Origin of the sequence: Leptolyngbya sp. 'hensonii' (assembly GCF_001939115.1) — a bacterium.
Taxonomy (GTDB): Bacteria; Cyanobacteriota; Cyanobacteriia.
This window is the reverse complement of the sequence record NZ_MQTZ01000005.1, coordinates 18,567-39,421: the sequence shown is the minus strand read 5'-3', so window position 1 is coordinate 39,421 and position 20,855 is coordinate 18,567. Positions and strand designations below refer to the sequence as shown.

The 20,855-nt window shown below is 52.2% G+C and carries 22 protein-coding genes; 8 read left to right on the top strand and 14 right to left on the bottom strand.

All coding sequences use genetic code 11. The features are described 5' to 3' along the window. Positions 1-65: 65 nt before the first annotated feature. Together BST81_RS02645 and aroA are read right to left on the bottom strand one after the other, a co-directional pair. The gene (locus BST81_RS02645) at positions 66-419 is read right to left on the bottom strand and encodes a hypothetical protein (RefSeq protein ID WP_253188058.1); all 354 of its coding nucleotides are present in this window, start codon (positions 417-419) and stop codon (positions 66-68) included. A 307-nt stretch (positions 420-726) separates the two neighbouring features. Beyond that, positions 727-2,076, bottom strand: a complete 1,350-nt coding sequence (gene aroA, locus BST81_RS02640) for a 3-phosphoshikimate 1-carboxyvinyltransferase (RefSeq protein WP_075596994.1) — start codon at positions 2,074-2,076, stop codon at positions 727-729. Positions 2,077-2,249: 173 nt separating this feature from the next. On the opposite strand from aroA, the gene BST81_RS02635 reads away from it, so the two are divergent. The 3 genes from BST81_RS02635 (at position 2,250) to BST81_RS02625 (ending at position 3,916) form a co-directional block, all read left to right on the top strand. Beyond that, complete coding sequence (locus BST81_RS02635; RefSeq protein WP_075596993.1) at positions 2,250-2,759, top strand: hypothetical protein; 510 nt, start codon at positions 2,250-2,252, stop codon at positions 2,757-2,759. A gap of 317 nt (positions 2,760-3,076) precedes the next feature. After that, positions 3,077-3,322, top strand: a complete 246-nt coding sequence (locus BST81_RS02630) for an Asr1405/Asl0597 family protein (RefSeq protein WP_075596992.1) — start codon at positions 3,077-3,079, stop codon at positions 3,320-3,322. Positions 3,323-3,325: 3 nt separating this feature from the next. Next, positions 3,326-3,916, top strand: a complete 591-nt coding sequence (locus BST81_RS02625) for a (2Fe-2S) ferredoxin domain-containing protein (RefSeq protein WP_075596991.1) — start codon at positions 3,326-3,328, stop codon at positions 3,914-3,916. A 35-nt stretch (positions 3,917-3,951) separates the two neighbouring features. On the opposite strand, the gene BST81_RS02620 is transcribed toward BST81_RS02625, so the two are convergent. Genes BST81_RS02620 through BST81_RS02605 form a run of 4 tightly spaced genes read right to left on the bottom strand, consistent with a single transcriptional unit; the run spans position 3,952 to position 7,843 of the window. Then, positions 3,952-4,347: a hypothetical protein gene (locus BST81_RS02620; RefSeq protein ID WP_075596990.1), complete on the bottom strand. Its 396-nt coding sequence runs from the start codon at positions 4,345-4,347 to the stop codon at positions 3,952-3,954. A gap of 46 nt (positions 4,348-4,393) precedes the next feature. Further along, the gene (secF, locus tag BST81_RS02615) at positions 4,394-5,371 is read right to left on the bottom strand and encodes a protein translocase subunit SecF (RefSeq protein ID WP_075596989.1); all 978 of its coding nucleotides are present in this window, start codon (positions 5,369-5,371) and stop codon (positions 4,394-4,396) included. Continuing rightward, positions 5,368-6,822 (bottom strand): protein translocase subunit SecD, encoded by a 1,455-nt coding sequence (secD, locus tag BST81_RS02610; protein WP_075596988.1) that lies wholly within the window; start codon positions 6,820-6,822, stop codon positions 5,368-5,370. Before secD ends, secF begins: the two co-directional genes overlap by 4 nt. Before the next feature lie 37 nt (positions 6,823-6,859). Then, entirely contained in the window at positions 6,860-7,843 is a 984-nt protein-coding gene (locus tag BST81_RS02605) for an alpha-ketoacid dehydrogenase subunit beta (RefSeq protein ID WP_075596987.1), read from the bottom strand. Between the two features lie 253 nt (positions 7,844-8,096). On the opposite strand from BST81_RS02605, the gene BST81_RS02600 reads away from it, so the two are divergent. After that, positions 8,097-8,738 (top strand): hypothetical protein, encoded by a 642-nt coding sequence (locus BST81_RS02600; RefSeq protein ID WP_075596986.1) that lies wholly within the window; start codon positions 8,097-8,099, stop codon positions 8,736-8,738. Here the strand turns inward: BST81_RS02600 and BST81_RS02595 are convergent. From BST81_RS02595 to BST81_RS02580, 4 genes are all read right to left on the bottom strand, one after another. Continuing rightward, the gene (locus BST81_RS02595) at positions 8,725-8,985 is read right to left on the bottom strand and encodes a MoaD/ThiS family protein (protein WP_075596985.1); all 261 of its coding nucleotides are present in this window, start codon (positions 8,983-8,985) and stop codon (positions 8,725-8,727) included. The two genes, BST81_RS02600 and BST81_RS02595, sit on opposite strands and share 14 nt — an antisense overlap. A gap of 2 nt (positions 8,986-8,987) precedes the next feature. Then, a complete protein-coding gene (locus BST81_RS02590) occupies positions 8,988-9,599 on the bottom strand; it encodes a J domain-containing protein (RefSeq protein WP_075596984.1) in 612 nt (203 codons plus the stop codon). Positions 9,600-9,728: 129 nt separating this feature from the next. Continuing rightward, the gene (locus BST81_RS02585) at positions 9,729-10,331 is read right to left on the bottom strand and encodes an ATP-dependent Clp protease proteolytic subunit (protein ID WP_075596983.1); all 603 of its coding nucleotides are present in this window, start codon (positions 10,329-10,331) and stop codon (positions 9,729-9,731) included. A 50-nt stretch (positions 10,332-10,381) separates the two neighbouring features. Next, complete coding sequence (locus BST81_RS02580; protein WP_075596982.1) at positions 10,382-11,038, bottom strand: ATP-dependent Clp protease proteolytic subunit; 657 nt, start codon at positions 11,036-11,038, stop codon at positions 10,382-10,384. A gap of 119 nt (positions 11,039-11,157) precedes the next feature. On the opposite strand from BST81_RS02580, the gene BST81_RS02575 reads away from it, so the two are divergent. Both BST81_RS02575 and BST81_RS02570 read left to right on the top strand, forming a co-directional pair. Continuing rightward, positions 11,158-12,396, top strand: a complete 1,239-nt coding sequence (locus BST81_RS02575) for a VWA domain-containing protein (RefSeq protein WP_075596981.1) — start codon at positions 11,158-11,160, stop codon at positions 12,394-12,396. 73 nt (positions 12,397-12,469) lie between these two features. Next, a complete protein-coding gene (locus BST81_RS02570; protein ID WP_075596980.1) occupies positions 12,470-13,522 on the top strand; it encodes a potassium channel protein in 1,053 nt (350 codons plus the stop codon). A 4-nt stretch (positions 13,523-13,526) separates the two neighbouring features. Here BST81_RS02570 and cysK read toward each other — a convergent pair whose 3' ends face one another. From cysK to BST81_RS02550, 4 genes are all read right to left on the bottom strand, one after another. After that, positions 13,527-14,474, bottom strand: a complete 948-nt coding sequence (gene cysK / locus BST81_RS02565) for a cysteine synthase A (protein ID WP_075596979.1) — start codon at positions 14,472-14,474, stop codon at positions 13,527-13,529. A gap of 87 nt (positions 14,475-14,561) precedes the next feature. Then, complete coding sequence (locus tag BST81_RS02560) at positions 14,562-14,999, bottom strand: Rrf2 family transcriptional regulator (RefSeq protein WP_075596978.1); 438 nt, start codon at positions 14,997-14,999, stop codon at positions 14,562-14,564. A gap of 158 nt (positions 15,000-15,157) precedes the next feature. Beyond that, complete coding sequence (locus tag BST81_RS02555) at positions 15,158-15,688, bottom strand: hypothetical protein (protein WP_075596977.1); 531 nt, start codon at positions 15,686-15,688, stop codon at positions 15,158-15,160. A 105-nt stretch (positions 15,689-15,793) separates the two neighbouring features. After that, on the bottom strand, positions 15,794-17,725 hold the full coding sequence (locus BST81_RS02550; protein ID WP_075596976.1) for an alpha-amylase family glycosyl hydrolase: 1,932 nt from the start codon (positions 17,723-17,725) through the stop codon (positions 15,794-15,796). A 246-nt stretch (positions 17,726-17,971) separates the two neighbouring features. Here BST81_RS02550 and BST81_RS02545 point away from each other — a divergent pair, with 246 nt between their 5' ends. Both BST81_RS02545 and BST81_RS27885 read left to right on the top strand, forming a co-directional pair. Then, on the top strand, positions 17,972-18,940 hold the full coding sequence (locus tag BST81_RS02545; protein ID WP_075596975.1) for a YegS/Rv2252/BmrU family lipid kinase: 969 nt from the start codon (positions 17,972-17,974) through the stop codon (positions 18,938-18,940). 262 nt (positions 18,941-19,202) lie between these two features. Then, positions 19,203-20,852, top strand: coding sequence for a diguanylate cyclase (locus tag BST81_RS27885; protein WP_171974645.1), 1,650 nt, complete (start codon positions 19,203-19,205; stop codon positions 20,850-20,852). Positions 20,853-20,855: the final 3 nt, after the last annotated feature.

Here is a 20,855-nt window from a genome sequence, read left to right as displayed (position 1 = left end):
TCATAGAATTTTGTCTACGGGGTTATAGAGGGGGAATCCCTTTGTTGGAGCGGTGCCTCCACCCCTTAATGGTTGATCGGCAAGAGTTGCCGATCGAGGAATAGCATTAACTCCTCCACAGTTTTGAGGGCATGCAGGTCGAAGCATTCACTCAAATCCACCCCAAACTTCTGCTGGAAGTCATCACAGAGACTTAAATGCCAGTCGAACCAGGACACCAGGGAAATTTTCAAATCTTCCTCCAGGCGATCGCCCGGAACCACCCTGGAAAAATTAAGCCCAGAGTAATGTTCCATGCGCGTGTAAATCAGCGCTGCAACATCCCTGGATACCCCCCGTTGTCGCCAGAAATACTCGTACCATTCGCTGGGTGCCAGGGAAGGTCGGCTCCTCAGGGCTTGGTTGATCCTACGCCGCATACCTAAGTCGGGACTCAGGTCAGAGTAGCTACTGAGGCTATGAAAAAGGCTCGTAAGCTTGCGCCACATGCTCTGTCGCTCGCTAGATTTGAATGCTTGGGTCTATTCTTCTCCCAGTATTCCCAACTTGTTGTGGATCTCTCGTAAGATTAGTCATTGGTCATTAGATCCCCTCCGGGGAGGGGTGGCCTTAGGGGCCAGAGTGGGCTTCAAACGGTCATAGGTTATTGGGACTTAACCAGCCAAATAACCCATAACAGTCCTGAGCAACGACAGTTCCATCAGAAGTCACCCATGCTCAAGCAATTTACGATTCAGTAACTTGCTGTAAAGTTGTGACAAACCCTGGGTAAGAAATAGCTGCTGCCTCAGCCCCATGAATGAGCGTAGTCCCGGAGGCATTGAGGGCCGCGATCGCCAGACTCATGGTAATCCGATGGTCAGCATGGCTGTCTACCTCTGCACCTTTGAGGGTTGCCCCACCCACAATTTCCAGTCCATCTGCCAGCTCACTCACCTGCGCTCCCATCCGGTTCAGTTGGGTACACATGACCGCAATCCGATCGCTTTCCTTCACCCGCAACTCTGCCGCATCCCGGATCACCGTAGTCCCCTGGGCAAAGGCAGCAGCCACTGCCAAAATTGGAATCTCGTCTATCAGCCGGGGAATGATATCCCCAGCGATCGTGCAGCTCTGCAAAGACCTATGACGCACCCGCAGATCCGCCACAGGTTCTCCGGCCACAATCCGGGGGTTCTCCTGGGTAATATCAGCCCCCATCTGCTCCAACACTTCCAGCACCCCCGTCCGGGTGGGATTCACCCCAACATTTTCCACCACCAGATCTGAACCGGGCACGATCGCCCCAGCCACTAACCAGAAGGCCGCCGAACTGATATCCCCCGGCACGATCACGGTCTGCCCCTGCAATTGGGCTGGTCCCGTCACCGTAACGCTGCAGGTTTCTGGATCAACCCTGACATCCGCACCAAAAGCCCGCAGCATCCGTTCACTGTGATCGCGGGAAAGCGCGGGTTCGGTAACGGTGGTCTGGCCGTCTGTCATTAACCCAGCCAGCAGAATACAGGATTTCACCTGGGCCGAGGCGATCGGTGAGGGGTAGTGCATGGGCTGGAGTTGCTGCCCCTGCACTGCCAGTGGGGCCAGGGCTCCTCCCTGCCGACCCCAGATCAAAGCTCCCATCTGTTCCAGGGGTTTGACGACCCGAGACATGGGCCGCGATCGCAGGGAACTATCCCCGGTGACAGTGAAGAACCGTCCATTGTGGGAAGCCAGAATACCCAACATCAACCGCAGGGTGGTGCCAGAGTTGCCCGCATTTAGAACATCCACCGGTTCCTGCAGTTGCCCCAGACCAATCCCCCGTACAATTACGGATTGAGTATTCAGTTCCGAAATCTCAGCCCCCAGAGCACGAAAGCAATTGGCTGTGCTGCGGGGATCTTCTCCTAAGAGCAAGCCCTGAATTTGAGTTTCCCCCGTCGCCAGAGCTCCCAGCATCAAGGCTCGGTGGGAAATAGACTTGTCTCCAGGAACCTGGATGCGTCCCCGCAGAGTCATTCCCTGGGTAGGACGCCGAATAGTGAGATGCTGGTGATTTTCCGTGGTTTGTAACGATACGATCGGACCGGACATTGAGATAGACTGAGCTAAGACTGCGCTAGTGATCCTACCGCTTTACGAGTTATCAAAGTTTGAATTTTGAATTTTGAACTTCAGTTTTTGATTGTTTTGCGCGAAGTGTCTTCCAAGGAAATGCTTCGGACTTTAAAAAGAGGATAATTCTTCCCCATTCTCTCCTCACTGTCATGCTGACGCATCACCGCAGGTCCGTTTGTCTTTCTCTGGTCTCTACAGACTTACCCGTTTGGTCTGTGATTGAAACAGCCGCCACACTTTACCAAAAAGATTCGCAGCGCTTTCATCTCCTTCTGACCGAACCCAGAGTGTTGGATGCGCCCCTGCAAGCAGAACTGGCAGGAAATTCGCAGAGTGACAGTCCTGCATCCCTGCAGACTACCCAGACGCCTCGGCTCCTGTGGCTAGAAATTTCTCCCTATCGGGTGATCATGACGATGCAGGGAAATGGCAAGTACAGTTACCGCCATTTTTGGGAGCAAGGAGTGTATGGATTGAGTCGCTACTGGCTACAGAGTGAATTTCCAGCAGCAATCAGCCATTTACGACTCCGAAATTTTACGCGCAGCCTCTGGCTGCAGGGGGAGGATCTGCCCCAACACCTGCGGGTGGAGTATGAACTCTGGTCAGACAAAGTTCAACTTGGATCCTACGTCTTGAATCTCGAAATCGATCATTAAAACCCAGACAAAAGACGAAACTCTTTCACTGCAAGCATTTCGCTGACTCCCATCCAATGCTTAATGAAAACTATTCACAATAGACTGCAATTTATCTTGCTTTTTTTCAATTAATTGCATATTATTCTCAATAAGAGGCTTTAAGGTTTAGCTGTGTCAAGTAACCTGCTGCTCTCACAGATTGATCAAAGATCAGACAATACCTGAAAAATCAGGCCCATAAAGCCTTAGCACAGATTTATTCCAGGTGCCTTCATTCTTTAATCGATCTGGCTTGTCTATCAACTAAGAATCAATTGCATCTGAGTTAATGATTTATGAGCTATTCTCTTCCCAATACCCTGAATCGGCAGAGGGTTACCATTCCCCGTAGCGATCGCTGGCAGGTCTTTCAACGCCTGCAGGAACTGGCCATCCCCTGTGAGGTCTCCCAGGACGGTCACCTGTGGGTAGAAATTACCCATGTTACGGGGGCCATCCAGCTTCGAAGCGTGGTGCAACAGATCATGGCCGATCGGCGAGAGTTAGTGGATTGGCTCAAACAGTGTTTACAGGCAGGCTAAATTATGGGAAAAGGGCATAGCGATGGGATTACAGAATTCACCTTGTCAGGCCGATTTCTTGGGTTCCTCTTGGAGGATGGCTATAAGCTGAAATGGATGCAACTAGCTACAGCCGCAGGGGAACAGACCATCAAATTAACGAAAGAATCACGGGCAGGGCTGATTACCCAAGGAGGCATCCTTAAATTGGGCGACTGGATCCAGGTCTGGGGGGAGCAGAAATTAGACGCTGACACGGGAACTCTGAAACTGAAGGCTTACCGTATTACACCCACATCACCAGCTCAACTGGCTTTTGCTGATACTCCTGAAATTTCCCAAGTTGCGGTTTCTGCTGCAGCGAAACCAGCAACTATCCTGGTCTGTCAGAAATCAGATTGCCAGCGGCAGGGAGGTCGGCAGCTCTGCCAGGCACTAGCAGCAGCAGTGAAGGATAGTGGGTTAGAGGGACAGGTCAACATCAAGGGAACAGGCTGTATGAAACACTGTAAAGCTGGTCCCAATCTGGTCTTCATGCCAGATAAAGCTCGCTACAGCCGGGTTCACCCCAGCCAGATCCCTGGTTTAGTGAAGAAGCATTTGCTTACCCAGTAGTAACCTGCTTCAGATTCGTAAGGTAGATCGATAGATCAGCGGCAGACCCATCGCCAGAGCGGGTGACTGGCTCCCTGCTTTCGAATTCGGTGAACCTGCTGTTCCAGATGGCGTTGCTCTCGTTGGGGCAATCCCATCAAAATATTGCGACTCTGCCAAACCAGAACGGCTGCCGTCATCCCAATACAAAAGCAGAGGCCCAGGGCGGGCAGGCGATTGTAAATCAGAGCATACCGTACAGCCGTCCAGGTGAAATATTCGATCCAGAGAGACATCTCCGATCGCAATCCCCACAGACTGAGACTGCCGATCGTGAGCCAGAAGAACCCTACCATCAACCAGCGACCACAAACAGTGAGTTGATGCAGCCGCTGGACCTGCTGCGCGAAGATGGGGTCCATCTCTGGTGGATGTTCTGTGAACTTAGGCATATCCAACGTTCAAGGGAAGCATTCAAGCAACATCCCCGTAGGTCAGTTAGGAATCTTCCAGGGAAGCTGTCGATTCTTCGCTGGCAGAACCTTCCACAGCTAAGGGAATAACCTTACCCGTCAACTCTCGCCACAGGGCCAGCAGGGTACTCGCAATAAAGATGCTGGAATAAGCCCCCATCGTAAACCCAATAATGAGCGCCAGGGCGAAATCTTTCAGGGTTTCCCCACCAAACAGGAAGATCGAGGTCAGGGTGAGCAGAACAGTGAGGGTCGTATTGATCGATCGGGTCAGGGTCTGATTCACCGCGTCATCCACAATATCATCAATATGACGAGTGGGATTGAGGGTAATTGTTTCCCGGATGCGATCGTAAATCACCACCGTGTCATTCACGGAGAATCCAATGATGGTCAGCAAAGCCACCACGAACAAACTATCCACTTCCTTGCCCATGACCAACCCCAGGATGGAAAAAACCCCAACCGTAATCAGCACATCATGGAAGAGGGCAACAATGGCAAAGAAAGCATAGTCGGGTTGGAATCTGACAGTCAGGTAGAGGGCAATCCCAAGGAAAGACAGACCCAGCGCCAGCATCCCTGTGGTGAACAGTTGTTTTCCCAGGGCAGGACCTACGGTATCAATCTGGGTTTTCTGCTCGTCAAAAGCTCCCAGTTTTGCTTCCAAAACCTGCTTAACCCGATTCCGTTGCTCCACATCCAGGGTCCGGCTGCGAATCGAGAGTGCATACTTATCCACAACCTGGATACTGCTGGTGCCCAAATTCTGATTATTGAGAAGTTCCCGGACTACTGCCGGATCGATCGGTTGGGTACAGGTCTTAGCTTTGTTACAGGCCAACTCAAACTGGAGGCGGGTCCCTCCAACAAAATCCAGGCCAGGTCGCAGGGGGGAACCAATTTGTTGCCACGAAATCGCCATGGAGACCAGACCCGACAGGATAACGATGATTGACAACGACCACCAGATAGACCGCTGGCGAATGATCTGTAATCTCATGACGTTGCTCCTGCCGAAGAACGGGAAGACGGGGGTAAGTTAGGACAATAGAGTTCGGGCTTCCGCAAGCCAGGGAATCCCAGGGCCAACAGTAACAGGGTCCGGCTACAGGTGAGGGCTGTAAACATGCTGATCACCACCCCCAAACCCAAGGTGAGGGCAAAGCCTTTGACCAGACCAGCCCCTAAATAAAACAGAACGCTACAGGCAATCAGGGTGGTCACATTACTATCCAAAATACTGGAGAACGCCCGGTAAAAACCAGATTCAACCGATCGATACAGGGTCTTCCCAGTTCGCAATTCTTCCCGAGTTCGTTCAAAAATCAGCACATTGGCATCAACCGCCATCCCAATACTGAGAATAAATCCAGCGATACCGGGCAGGGTGAGGGTCACTCCTAGTAGGCTAAAGGCTGCAAAGGTAAGGATGGCATAAATCACCAGGGACAAATCGGCAATCATCCCCGGTAACCGATAGTAGACAGCCATAAAAATCAGCACGAGCACGAGCCCCCCAATGGCGGCATAAATGCTGCGCTGGATACTATCTTTCCCCAGACTGGCTCCTACAGTTCGGTTCTCAATGATTTCGACTGGTACTGGGAGAGCGCCTCCCCGCAACTGAATAGCCAGTTCATTGGCAGTTTCCGCCGAGAAATTCCCGGTAATTACAGCATTACCGCCCAAAATTCCACTCTGGGCAAATTCAGGCCCCACGGTGGGCGCACTGAGGAGCCCATCATCCAGAAAAATACCAATACTCCGCCCTGTACCAGCCAAATCCTTGGTCATTTGGGCAAACAAGTCGCCTCCCTTCGGATCAAAAGCCAGGGTAACCTCCCAGACAGTAGTGCTGGTGGCCCGAGCATCTGCATCTTTCAAGTTTTTACCTGTCAAGCCAGTGCGATCGAACAGCCCCAGGAGCGCTTCGTTATTGCGCTTGATGGCTGCCTTATTCTCATCGATCGCAGCTTTGTTCTTGGCAATTGCAGCTTCATCATCAGATTTGCGCAACTGCTGTTGCTCTGCCAGCAGTTGTTCCTGTTGCCGTCTCAATTCCAACCGAACCTGAAACTCAGCAAAGAACTGTCCCTCAGAACCCGGCCTTTGCTTGCGGAACTCCAACTGGGCCGTCCCCCCCAGCACCCGCTCTGCCTGTTGGGGGTCATTGACACCCGGAAGTTGAATAATTAACTGGCTTTGCCCAACCGTTTGCACAACTGCTTCCGACACCCCCAGACCATTGATCCGGCCTTCCACAACTTTCTGGACCGCCTCCATGACCCGGGTATCAATTTCTTTGACATCCTCAGTCGGTTTAACCTGCAACGTCAATTGGGACCCCCCCTGCAAATCCAGCCCCAGTTTGGCTGGAATGCGGACGATTACCAGGATGGCGGCCATCACCAGCACCAGGATCAGCACAATTAACGATTGTTGCCTTTGCATAGCATGTCCTCATCCATTACATCTTTATCGTCATCCATTACATCTGGTTATTGACGATTTTCTGCACGGCCTCAACAATCTGGGCCGGTTGAACAATCGTCAGATTTTCCAATGTTCCGTTATAGGGCGTGGGAATATCCTGGGAGGAAAGGCGAACGACTGGGGCATCCAGCTCATCAAACAGGCGATCGTTAATTGATGCGACCAATTCGGCTCCAATACCACCCGTTCGCATACATTCTTCCACAATCACAACCCGGTGAGTTTTGCGGATAGAGGCTCCGATCGTGTCAAAGTCCAGGGGCTTCAGAGAAATCAGGTCGATCACCTCCGGGTCATAGCCTTCCTGCTCCAGGGTTTTCACGGCCTGCAGCACATGGTGACGCATGCGGGAATAGGTGAGGATGGTCACATCCTGACCCCGACGAACCACCTCCGCTTTATCCAGGGGGAGCCAGTATTCCTCTTCTGGCAGATCTTCCTTCAGGTTGTAAAGCAGAACATGTTCAAAGAACAAAACGGGGTTGCTGTCCCGAATGGCCGATTTCAGCAACCCCTTGGCATTATAGGGTGTGGAACAGGCCACAATCTTGAGGCCCGGAACAGCCTGAAAGTAAGCTTCCAAACGCTGGGAATGTTCTGCTCCCAATTGACGACCGACCCCACCAGGGCCGCGAATCACCAGAGGAATCTTGAAGTTGCCGCCAGAGGTGTACCGCAACATGCCAGCATTATTGGAAATCTGATTAAAGGCCAGGAGCAGGAACCCCATATTCATGCCTTCGATAATGGGCCGCAAGCCAGTCATCGCAGCCCCAACGGCCATCCCCGTAAAGCTATTTTCAGCGATCGGGGTATCCAGAATTCTCAGCTCACCATACTTCTTATAGAGGTCTTTCGTCACCTTGTAGGAACCGCCGTAGTGGCCTACATCTTCCCCCATCACACAAACGGTGGGATCGTAGCCCATTTCTTCGTCGATTGCTTCCCGCAGGGCGTTGAACATGAAGGTTTCTGCCATTGATACCTCTAGAGAACGGCGATGATAAGGTTGTACCGATTCAAAGTGAGTTTTCGTCATGCACCTGCTCAGAAGCGTTGCCCACACCTGTGCGGCGATAAGTGGCACGATCGAAATTTGAATTGGTATTATTTTAGAGACGCAAACTCAGATTTTAAACTGTTTGGGGAGCCACTGGAAGAGCGAGAAAAAATTAGCCGTCCATCAAGATCAGGAATAGGATAGGGGTTGAAGGACTGGTGGACTCAGCAGAATGACGAAAGCTTTATCTCCATCTCAGCAAGCGTTAGCTCAGCGCTCTGCAGAGGCTGAGCTGGAGGCGAAACGCATGCAGGATATCCGGTTGCTACTGGAAAATCTGGGTTTGCGGGAAGAAGCCACAATTAAATTGATTATTGAGTGTCTGTATGATGTGGGTTCTGTTAATCTCATTAATCAAAAAATCCGTCGCCGTCGGCTCAATCGCCTGATGAAATCCGTTTCCAGATTATCCAGGCCGGTGTTTCGGATGATTGCCATTCGCTGGTTTCACAAAAACTGCCCCCAACTCATCGCCGATTGGTTGCAACGTAAGGTGAGCTTCAAAGAAGCTAGTGCAAAAAAGCCCCCTCGACCAGCTACCCCATTGCCTGCCTCCGGGCCACCACCCCGATCGGCCCTAGCCTCCGCTTCCGCCATCACAGAACAGGAAATTCTGGAATTGCGCTCCCAGGTCAAGCGCCTGAATGGGATGCTCCTGGGAACGATCGTGCTGCTGGGAGGAACAACCCTGTGGTTAGCCTATCGATCTGATCCTCACTTCTTTCACCCAATCACGCAATCTGTTCAATTTCTGTGGCAAGACCGTTGCGATCGAACCACCCACCCCACTTGTGATGCCCTCACCCCCCGCTGACGGGAGGGATCAAAACCACTTCGTCCCCATCTTGCAAGGGGGTGTCTCCAGGGACGAATTGCAGGTTGATCCCAAAGCGGGTTAGGTCACGCCAGGGTAGAAGTTCCGGGTGGGCTGCAATCAGGCGATCGCGGATTTCAGCGACTGCAGTTCCAACTGGCAAGGTCAGGGTCAGTTCAGGAAAGCCACAGACTTCCTGATACGCCGCAAAGAGTTTGACTGTGACCGTCACCAGGAATTCTGCCATAACTAATACAGTTGTTCGATTCGACGAAAATCCTTCTCCACCTCAGCCCAGAGGGAGCGATTGCGGGGGTCCGTCTTCAGGGCTTTTTTCAGATAGGCCCTGGCCTTTTCTAATTGATTTGCATCAATAAAGTGACGACCGCAACGCTGATAGGTGATGGCCTGCCACTGGCGCACTTCTGCATCCTTGGGCAGACGTTGGGCTAGCCCTTCCACGAGGGCAATGGCCCGAGGAAAACGACGGTGTTTCAGCAGGTACTGTAGTTGTTCGTAGGAATCCCGTTTGATCTGCTGCTCCAGGGGAGACAGATCCGGATTCATTTGAATCGGAGGAGCTTTCCGAGAGACTTTGACTCTACCCCCCTCGGTTTCAGGGCTGGCGGAAGGATCAGGGTCTTGAGCGGCAGTGGCCTGGTTCCCCTCCTCTGGTTTCACCACACTGATCAGAAGCTTATAGGCTTCTGTCAGGGTAATAAACTTGTCTCTGGCTTGCTGATCACCAGGATTAGTATCTGGATGGAACTGCCTTGCCAAACGACGATAGGACATCTTGATCTCATCAAGAGATGCCCCTGACCTCAAACCCAGAACCCGGTAGCAATCTGCAAGATTCATGGAATAACAAAGCATGGCAGGATTATACCGATTTTGCCGGTTTTGCCAAGAGAACAACCGTTCAAAAGTCACAGTTCTGAGTTCAAGGTTCAACTGCGGGAACCTTGAACTCACTCCCCTAGCACCCTGTCAGGGGGCCTTGTCTTCCAGTACCCGATCAATCAACCCATAATCCTTCGCTTCCTCGGCTGACATGAAGTAGTCTCGATCGGTATCTTTTTTGATCTTTTCCACCGTTTGGCCCGTATGGAAGGCCAGCATTGTGTTGAGGTTTTCCCGCAATTTCAGGATGTGATTGGCTTCGATTTCAATGTCGGTGGCCTGTCCACGGACAACACTGGGGATCATGGGCTGGTGAATCATAATCCGTGAGTGGGGTAGGGCCAAGCGCTTCCCCTTAGTCCCTGCTGCCAGCAGAAAAGAGCCCATGGATGCTGCCAGACCGACACAGATGGTGACCACATCTGACTTGATGTGCTGCATGGTGTCATAGATAGCCATGCCTGAGGTGATCGAGCCCCCTGGCGAGTTGATATAGAGATAGATATCCTTATTCTGATCCTCCGAATCCAGGTAGAGCATCACTGCCACAATCTGGTTCGCAATCTGGTCATCAACTTCCTGGCCCAGAAAGATGATCCGCTCCCGATAGAGCCGGTTGTAGATATCAATCCATTGCGTATATTGATCCCCCGGCATCCGGTAAGGGACTTTAGGAACACCAATTGGCATATACTGCTCCGTTTAGAAATGAATGGTCAGAGGACGAAAAGGGGACATGTTTAATTGATTCCAGCCAGAGCTTTAGGTACGGCCTGGTTTTCCAGCACCGTATCAATCAGGCCATAGTCCTTGGCGTCCTGGGGGGTCATGTAAAAGGTGCGGTTCAGATCCTTCGCGATCTTTTCCGGGGGTTGACCTGTATTTTTAGACAGGATTTCAATCACAGTCTGTTTGTTGGCCAGCACTTCCTTGGCCTGGATTTGAATATCCGTCGCCTGACCCTGGGCAATACTGCGGGGCTGACGCAACACGATCGTACCGTTGGGTAAACTAGCCCGTTGACCTTTAGTACCCGCAGAAAGCAGCATGGCTGCCGAGCCCATAGCTGTGCCCATGCAAATGGTATGGATGGGCGGTTTGATGTAACTCATCGTGTCGCAGATGGCGAAAGCCTCTGTTTCAAAGATGCCAACAAATTCGCCGCTTTCGATCGATGTTCCGGTGGAATTGATGTAAAGCCGAATCGGCTTCTCCGGATCTTCGTACTGTAAGTACAACAGCTCAGCAATAATGAGCTCAGTGACAGCCGGAACCAGAGGCGCACCGAGATAGACAATTCTCTCCTTCAACAGCAGGGATTGCAGATCAGGGGGAGGGGTGCGGTAGTAATTATCCCCATAGTAGGGGGATTGAACAGCCTTAATTAAAGAGTCCATGACGTATCCGTACTGTTACCTTCGGTGTAAGCACTTTTTTACAGTCTAGCGTGCCACTGGATGTGACAGTAAAGCTATCTTGGAGCTAGCGTCGATTTAAGTTTCAGGAAACTCTCCCTATGCGAGTCCGGTTATGCCCCAGTCTGAATGATGCTCATCTTGACGCGGCTCAGGCGGTGAGTCAGCGCCAGCTAGCCCTATCCATCTCAGCGATGCCAGAAAGCACAGGTCGAACAGTCCCTCTAAACCTGTGCCTAATTCTGGACCACAGTGGTTCCATGCATGGACGGCCCCTAGAGACGGTCAGACAGGCAGCCCAGCGCTTGGTGGAACAATTATCTCCCGGCGATCGCATCTCTGTGATTGCTTTTGACCACAAAGCCAAGGTTCTGGTCCCGAACCAGTTGGTGCATGACTCTGACCCGATCAAAAGCCAGATTGGTCTATTGCGGGCTGACGGAGGCACGGCCATTGATGAAGGGCTACGCCTGGGGATTGAAGAACTGGCCAAGAGCCGGAAGGATATGGTGTCGCAGGCTTTTCTGCTGACCGATGGCGAGAACGAACATGGAGATAACGATCGCTGCCTTAAACTAGCTCACCTGGCTGCCGGTTACAACCTGACCCTAAATACCCTGGGCTTTGGCAATCACTGGAACCAGGATATTCTGGAGCAGATCGCAGATGCTGGAGGGGGCACCATGGCCTATATTGAACAGCCGGAAAAGGCTATAGGCGAGTTTGGCCGCTTATTTCAGCGCATGCAATCTGTCGGGTTGACCAATGCGTTTTTGCAACTGAATCTGTCCCCCAATGTTCGTCTGGCTGAGCTAAAGCCGATCGCCCAAGTGGCTCCCGATGCGATCGAGTTGCCCCTGCAGGAGGAGGAAGGCTGGTTTGTGGTCCGGCTGGGGGATCTGATGATCGATGTGCCCCGAGTAGTTCTGGCGAATCTGTACCTGCACCAGCTTCCCCCAGGGCAACAGACGATCGGGCGGGTGCAGGTGCGCTATGATGACCCGATCGCAGGGCAGGAGGGTGCTTTTTCTGACTGTTTACCGATCGAGGTCATGGTGCAGCAGGAGTTCCAGGCTGCGACCAATCCAGAGGTGCAGCAGTATGTTCTGGCCTTGGCCAAATATCGCCAGACTCAAATTGCGGAAACAAAATTGCGCCAGGGCGATCGGGCTGGGGCTGCGACCATGTTACAGACGGCGGCCAAGACAGCTATGGACCTGGGGGATCACAATGCCGCTACCGTTCTGCAGGATAACGCCACCCGTCTGCAGGCGGGAGAAGATCTGTCTGAAGAAGATCGGAAGAAAACCCGGATTGCCTCTAAGACAATGCTGCAATAAGTTTGGATGACAGACGATGTCTTCATTGTGACCTGCACTATATAGTCTTCCTAGTACGACTGAGGGTTCAAACATGCAGGGACCACTTCGTCGGGTTATTACTGGAGCCATTTTCTTTTTCACCACCATTGTGGTAGCGATCGTGGGCTACACCCTGGCCGGTTGGAGCATCCTGGATGCGAGCTACATGGTGGTAATCACCGTTTTTGGGGTGGGGTATGGCGAAGTCAAGCCCCTGATCTCCCCTACCCTCAAACTGTTCACGATGGCCGTCATTGTAGCTGGTACCACCTCTGCGGTTTATCTAGTCGGGGGCTTTGTCCAGATGTTTGCCGAAGGGGAAATTCGCAAAGTTTTGGATGAAAGGCGTATGACCATGGGCATTGAATCCTTAGAGCAGCATGTCATCATCTGTGGGTTTGGCCGGATTGGGCAAATGCTGGCCAAGAAGCTCATCCAGGCCAATCAGCCCTTTGTTGTAATCGATCTGGATGGTGATCGGATGCTGGAAGCCAGCGAGCAAGGTTATCTCGTCATCAGTGGCAACGCCACTGATGAGATGGTGCTCCTCGCCGCTGGGATCACACGGGCAAAGGCCCTGGCTACGGTTCTTCCCGATGATGCCTTTAATGTATTCATCACCCTGACAGCACGGGAACTCAACCCGAATCTGATGATTCTGGCCAGGGGGGAGTTACCCTCGACCGAGAAGAAGCTGAAACTGGCTGGGGCCGATCGGGTGGTGCTCCCCGCATCGATCGGGGCGGAGCGGATGGCCCACATGATCACCCATCCAGCTGCCCTGGATTTTCTCCAGGGACAGGAAGGACGACGGGATCTAAATGAATTACTGGCCCAGATTGATATTCAACTGGATGAACTGTTGATCTCAGATCGATCCCTGTTTGTGGGGCGAGCCGTCAGCGACCTGGAGGTGCGGGGTAAAGGAGCCTTTATTGTGGTTGCAGTTCGGAAAGCAGATGGAACCATAATCACCCATCCCGGCCATGACCTGATTCTCGATGCCGCTGACATCGTGATTGTCATGGGACATCGGGGGGATATCCCTCAATTTGCCCGTCACTATGCGATTAAACATCCCTCCCGGACGAATGCCCGCCTGTAAGAAATTAGGAGGCAGGTTCCAGATCCTGGAACAGGGCTGTACTCAGATAGCGCTCTCCAAAGCTGGGCTGCACCATGACGATCAGCTTACCTGCATTCTCAGGGCGTTTCCCAATCTTAATCGCAGCATAGAGGGCCGCCCCACTGGAAATACCGGAGAGCAGACCTTCTTCACGGGCCAACCGTCGACCATAGGCGATCGCATCTTCATCCGTCACCGTAATGACTTCATCGATCAAATCCGTCCGCAGCACCTGGGGAACAAACCCGGCCCCAATCCCCTGGATTTTGTGGGCTCCGGGCTGGCCGCCGGAGAGGATGGGACTGTTGGCCGGTTCCACCGCGATCGCCTTAAACGTTGACTTGCGCTGCTTAATCACATCTGCCACACCAGTAATGGTGCCCCCCGTCCCCACACCCGCGATCAAAAAATCGACCTGACCATCCGTATCGGCCCAAATTTCCTCCGCAGTGGTTTCCCGATGGGTCTGAGGATTCGCCGGGTTGCGAAATTGTTGCAGCATGTAAGAATTCGGGATGGTTTCCACCAATTGTTGGGCCCGACGAATGCACCCCCCCATCCCTTCAATCCCTGGGGTCAGTTCCAGTTCCGCCCCATAGGCCCGCAACATGGCGCGCCGCTCCGAACTCATCGTCTCCGGCATGGTCAGAATGAGGCGATACCCTCGGGCTGCCGTCACCATTGCCAGGGCAATCCCGGTATTCCCAGAGGTAGGCTCCACCAGAGTTGTTTTTCCTGGTTTAATCAACCCTTCCCGCTCTGCCGCATTGATCATATTGACCCCAATGCGATCCTTGACTGAAGCAGCAGGATTCATCCCCTCTAACTTAACCACAATCTGTGCCCCACACCCCTCTGCCTGGGGGATCCGATTTAACTGTACGAGTGGTGTACGCCCAACCAGATCAGTGATGTCGCGGGCAATTCGCATGACTTAACTCCCTCTGTAGGTTTAACTTCTAAATTTTGAGTTTTGAGTTCAGCCGAATTCAACATTCAAAACTCAAAACCCAAAGGCTTAAATGTAGTACATGATATCTAACTGCCGTCTGGCATCTCGTTTTTCTGCCAGATCTTGTAAAGTGTATTTCTGCATGACAGAGGCTGTCGCCCGATCGGCTTCTTGCCAGATCTCCCGGATAACCATACTCTCCATGGTGCGGGTGGCAGCATTATGCTCTGTTTGTTGAGAATCTGCGCCCTCGATGCAACTCATGGCTTCAAATAAAGTAATTTTCCAGGGCTCACGGGCCAGGATGTAACCACCCCGAGCTCCTCGCTGGCTCCGGACAATGCCGCAGCGCCGCAGCGTGGCCAGAAGTTGTTCCAGGTAGCGATCGGGAATGTTCTGCTGGGCAGCAATCTGACGAATTTGCAGTGGCTCGGCACTGTTATAGTGGGCAGCTAATTCCAACAGAGCCAGAAGGGCGTATTCACTTTTGCAAGAAAGTTCCACAAATAATCCAGTTCCAGAACAGGGTTATAGGCTAAGCAATTTGAGCACCTGAATTCAGGTGCAGCCCCATTATACTCCGGTTCTCCACTGGAGTTTGTGAGTTAAACGAATTAACCCTTGAATTTCATTGAATTTTGATCCCAACGGGAAGACCCTTCCTATCGACCGGAAAAGTGGGAGGTGTTACTTAAAATTTCATGGGCCCAGTCAATCAGCTTTTCTGGCCCCTCCATCATGAGCAGATAACGTCCCTGGCGCAGATAGTGACGATACACGCCGGAGGTACTCCCTTCACCAAAAAAGCCAATCAGGGCTCCCAGAACGGCTCCCCAGAATCCTGCCACAATTCCCCCTGCTGGGATCAGGAGCACCAGGGTGGAGGTCAGTGGAAATCCTAAACCGGCTGCCAGAACCACAACTGAAGTCAGACCCGCGATCGAGCCCAGCGTACCGGCTAAGAAGGACAATTCACGAGCCTTACGAACAGCAATTTGCATGGGTTGTAACAAGCCAACCAAATCAGGACTGCTGTAGCCTTCCCCCACGATCGCCAGATGTTCTGGGGAGATCCCATGAACCTGGAGAAGCCGATAGGCTTCAAAAGCAGTCGTTTCATCAGGAAGAACAACAACAGTCAGGTGGGAGTGATAAGGTAGCAAGGTTTTCCGCAACAGTCGGGATACAATCACAGGTCTATTGAGCGGCAAGACTTCTACTTGTTTGAATGATTTTAACCTCACTCTTCCATTGAGCCAGAAATTTGCATAGCAATTTAACCATGTGAGAGTTTCCTATCATGCTTCCCGTTCGGAAGCCCAGGTATCCCGCCATTTGACCGTTCCTTCACTGGCAATCACCCAATGGCGGGCCACCAGGTTTTCTCGCAGGGGCGATTGCCCTTCCCGCCACATGGCGTACTTGTAGTGAATCAGCTTACCCGCACTTTCATTGAAGGGAATTTCCGCAAACCAGGTATTGGAGTTGATGTACTCCAGGGGATAGGCCCCGGTGATGTCCCAGTTGCCCAGTTCCGGGCAGTCTCCCACAACCACGATCGTCTCTCCCGGTTGGGTGTTGACCCCATTCAGTTGCACCCGGACGATCGTCTGGCCCTTCACCCGTTCTCCCACATGGCTAAGGACGATCGCATCCCGTCGGCCCAATTCCAACGAAGGAATCATGCCATCCTGCACCGTAAATTTGCGCCGGGACAACACACAGGTATGTTCTCCATCGGGCAAATCGGTGGCAACTGCCTCCAGGGTAATGGTCTCTCCCCGATTCAACGCCACAAAACAGGCACAATTGCCATAGCGCCGCACATAGCAGAACACATCTGGGGTGACGTACTTCTGCCACTGGCTGCCCAGAGCCACCGCCGGATTCAATCGCCGTAATCCAGACAGCAAGCGAATATAGCGATACACCTCCGTATCCTGCTCCCAGGCGTTCATCATGGGTCGGTTGTAGGGATCATGGCCCCCATTGGTGTCGTCATGGAGATATTGTTCTGTACCGTAGTAGATACAGGGAATCCCTCGGGTGGTCATGATTAAGGCGATCGCCACCCGCAACATCTCCGGATCAGGATTCAACGACTGGAACCGGGGCATATCGTGGTTGTCGATGAAGGTGACTAGCTCAGTCGCTCCCCCGTAGTTCGCATCCTGATTGAGAATATCCTGCACCAGGTGAAATCCGGCCTCTGCACCCTGGGCCAGCGCCCCCCGGATTGCCACACAGAGGCCAAAATCCAACAGCGTCATGCCAGAGCAATTGGCAAATTCAACGGAGCGATCGTCAGCGGGATGGTTGTAAATCCATTCGCCAAAAATGAAGACATCCGGTCGGTGGGCCTGCATATCCGCGTTAAACTCCTGCCAGAACCAGATGGGCATGTGTTTGACCGTATCAACGCGCAGAGCATCCACCCCCCGATCCAGCCACTGTTTGATTGCGGACTTGATGTAGTTACGGTATTGGATATTGTTTTCATTGAACGTGGCCAGCCCTGCCAGTTCACAGTTCTGAATCTGCCACTCATTCTCCCAGTCGGTCACTTCTCCGTAGTGGTGATACCAGTTGTCCTTGTCATTATTGAAATCGGCAATTTTCACCCCATCGTCAAAGAGTTCTCCTTTGTGGCCACTGACATCCGGCGAACTGTGGTTGCAGACAATATCCAGCACCAGTTTCATCTTGCGCTTGTGCAACTCTGCAATCAGACGATCGAAAGTGGTATTACGGGTTTCTTGCGTGGCATTCAGGGAAGGATTTTCATCCTTGCCAATGAACCGGGGATTCAGGCGCTTAAAATCCCGAATCCAGTACCCATGAATGGCTGCACTGGTGACAAATAGATCCTCAATCTGTTCAAATAAGGGGGTCAGCCAGAGGGCCGTCACCCCCATATTTTTCAGGTAATCCAGCTTTTCAATCACCCCTTGCAGATCGCCGCCCCAGTAGCGTCCCCAATCCTGCCCATCGGGGTCATAGAGTTCCGGGTTCGGCCCCTCACTGTTGTCTGGATCCCCATCAAAGAAGCGATCGACGACAATGAAGTAAATCGTTTCCTGCCGAAATTCAATATCTCTGGTGTACAAAAACTCCAGGTCAATATCCGTATCCTGTTTTTGAGCGTCTATCTGAGACTGAATGAATTCAGTGGATGCATTCTCCAGGCCAGATGAAGCCTTGGGAGACAAAGAAGATGGGGTGGAAACCATAGGTTTAACTTAAGTAATTGAGGAGTTTTGTCAGCCAACCAGATCATTCGCCTGCGTTTTTGCCCCAGGATTATGGGCTATTTCAGTCAAGTTTCATCCAAGGATCGGGAGATTAAATCCTACCCAGGAAGTATTTTAAGCATGCGGCAACTCCCTCTTTTGCGCCTTGACTGAAACAGTGCCATCCAGAGACAGTGGAAAGGATAGGATTCCTAATCCTTCCCTGTTCACCCCCAAAATTAACCTATGCGACGCTCAGCCTGCTTGATTTTCAATCCCGTTGCGGGGCAACGGAACCCGGAAATCGATCTGGAAATCATCAGGTCAATTCTAGAACCGGCGATCGATCTGGAGATTCACATCACTGATCCCGAAACCGACGTGGGCCAACTGGCCAAGACTGCTGTGGAACAGGGTGCTGAGGCTATTCTGGCCTCCGGTGGGGATGGCACCCTCTCGGCTGCAGCCACCCCTCTGATTGGGACGACAATTCCCCTGGGCGTCATTCCCCGAGGCACCGCCAATGCTTTCGCCAATGCCACCGGCATCCCCACAGGCATAGAGGCAGCCTGCCAGGTGATTTTAGCAGGGACAACCCGCACCCTGGATGCAGCTCGCTGCAACGGCAAGCCGATGATTTTGAAAATGGATGTCGGGTTTGAAGCCGAAACGATCGAGATTGCTGATCGGGAAGCCAAAAACCGACTGGGCAACCTGGCCTATATTCTGGCGGCTCTGGATCAGGTCAAAAATTTAGAGCTATTTGAAACCCGAATTGAGACCGACGATCGAGTGATTACCGTCTCAGCAGCATCCGTCTCCGTTGCCAATGCTGCGCCTCCCACCTCCATTCTGGCTCAGGGACCGGCCCAAATTATTTTTGATGATGGGTTACTCGACCTGACGATTCTGGCACCAGAAAATGTGATGCATTCTTTTGCGATCGCCTACGAATTGTTTAGCTCGGCCCTAGCTGGAGCCCCCACCACCCGCAATGGAATTGGGTTTCTCCGCGATCGGCGGTTTCTCATCACCACAGACTCCCCGCAAAAAGTCCATGTCGATGGGGATTTAATCGGAACCACCCCCGTCGAAGTCGAGTGTATCCACCGGGGTTTGACGGTGTTTGCTCCCCTGGAGGCTGCGCAACCGATCGAGCATTTGGAAGGGCTGCCTGATTTAGTCATTGAATATAAGCATCCAGAAGGGGGATAACATCAAGCATCCGACTTCGCTGCCTTGCAGACCTGCTCCGCCTGTAGGGGTAGGTAGGTTGTGACATAAGGGTTAGCTAATCTTTTTCAGGGGTAAAATTATCTTGTGCCTTGTTAATTGCCTTTTTCCAGATCCAGAGTGGATAGGGCTGGCCTCAACATCTGTAATGGGATAACAATGCCTAACCCCTGGCAAGCTTCACTCAACGTTCACAAATCAAATTAGGACCGTTATAGTTGGTGCAAGAGGCCATTTCACCCTGATGGCAAATAAGTCGGTTGGTCGGCCTGTACGCATCCCGTTTGGCATTAAGCTTGGTTTAATGATTGCTACATTGGCAGTCGGGATTGCAACGGCCAGTGTTTCTTTCTTCTACTCTGCAACGTATCGCCTGGTGATTCGCCAGATGACTGGGCGATTGGCGGATGTCGGACGGACGGGTGCCTATTTATTCGATGATGAAAGTCGAGCCGCGATCGTGCGGTTGAAAACTGCCATTGAGATCGAGTCTCAGGTGACGCCAGCAGCCATCCAGCAAATTGCCTCTGGGGCAACTCTGGATAGTTTGCCCGTAGATGTTGCCCAACGCTATCACAGGTCCGCAGATTTTCAGCGCCTTGTGCAAATTTTGCGCAAAATTGATTACGCCAGTCGCCAGCAGGTCTATCCTCCCCGGAAGATCTATCCCCAGATTTTTATTGGGAAATCTGTGGACCCCAAACGAATTGGTACGTATTTGCTGGTGACCACTCCAGAATCTCCCGATCGTCGGGTGTTGAAGTTTCTGGCTTCCTCGACCCCGGACCCCCAGGTAAACTACTGGCAGGGGTTGCCGATCGGTCAGTTGTATGTGTCGCCAGATCCAGTATTTCGATTGGCCTTTGACGGACAGGTCCAGGTGACGCAAGATTTTTTCACGGATAGTTTCTATACCTCTGTCACTGCCGCAATTCCGATTAAGGATCAGACAGGCCAAACGATCGCGGTTTTGGGGCTGGACTATATGGCCAAAACCGAAGCGGATGAGATCCAAAAATTGCAATCTGCTTGCGCTGCTTTTGTCGGAATCAGTTTTGCCATTTCAACTTTGCTGGCTCTCCTGCTGGCCCGTCAACTAGCCCACCCCCTGGTCCAACTCCAGGCGATCGCCCAGCGGATTCGAGACCACGACTATAATTTCGCTGTCCATGTTCAGAGCAATGACGAGTTGGGCTTTCTAGCAGATACTCTGAACACGATGATGACAGATATCAGCCACTATACGGTCACCCTGGAAGCCCAAAATCGCCAATTGGAAGAATATTCCCGCACCCTGGAACAAAAAGTGGCGGACCGCACCCAGGAGTTACTGACAGCGAACCAGCAACTTTACCAGCTAGCCAATTCAGATACTCTGACCCAACTGGCGAACCGGCGTCGATTTAATGAGTTCTTGGCGCAGGCCTGGCTGCAAGCCAAACGGGAAAAATTTCCGATTTCTTTACTGCTTTGCGACGTAGATTATTTCAAAAAATACAATGATGCCTATGGTCATCAGGCTGGTGATGCCTGTTTGCAGCAAATTGCGGCAGTGATTGGCCAGGCCGTTGAGCGATCGTCGGATCTGGCAGCCCGCTATGGGGGCGAAGAATTCATGGTGGTACTGCAGAATACGGATTTACAGGGAGCAGTGACCGTGGGAAAGCGTATCCAGAGCCGGATTTATGAGTTGCAGATTGAACATCGGGGTTCCCTGGTTCGTCCCTACGTCACCCTCAGTATGGGCATTGTGAGTTTGTGTCCAACCGGTGACATCACCACGGATCAGTTCATCAACCAGGCCGATCGCCTCCTTTATCAGGCCAAGCAGGAAGGGCGCGATCGGATCAAAATCGACTGGGAGGAAGAGACCTCCCAGAAATTCCCGGCTTGAACT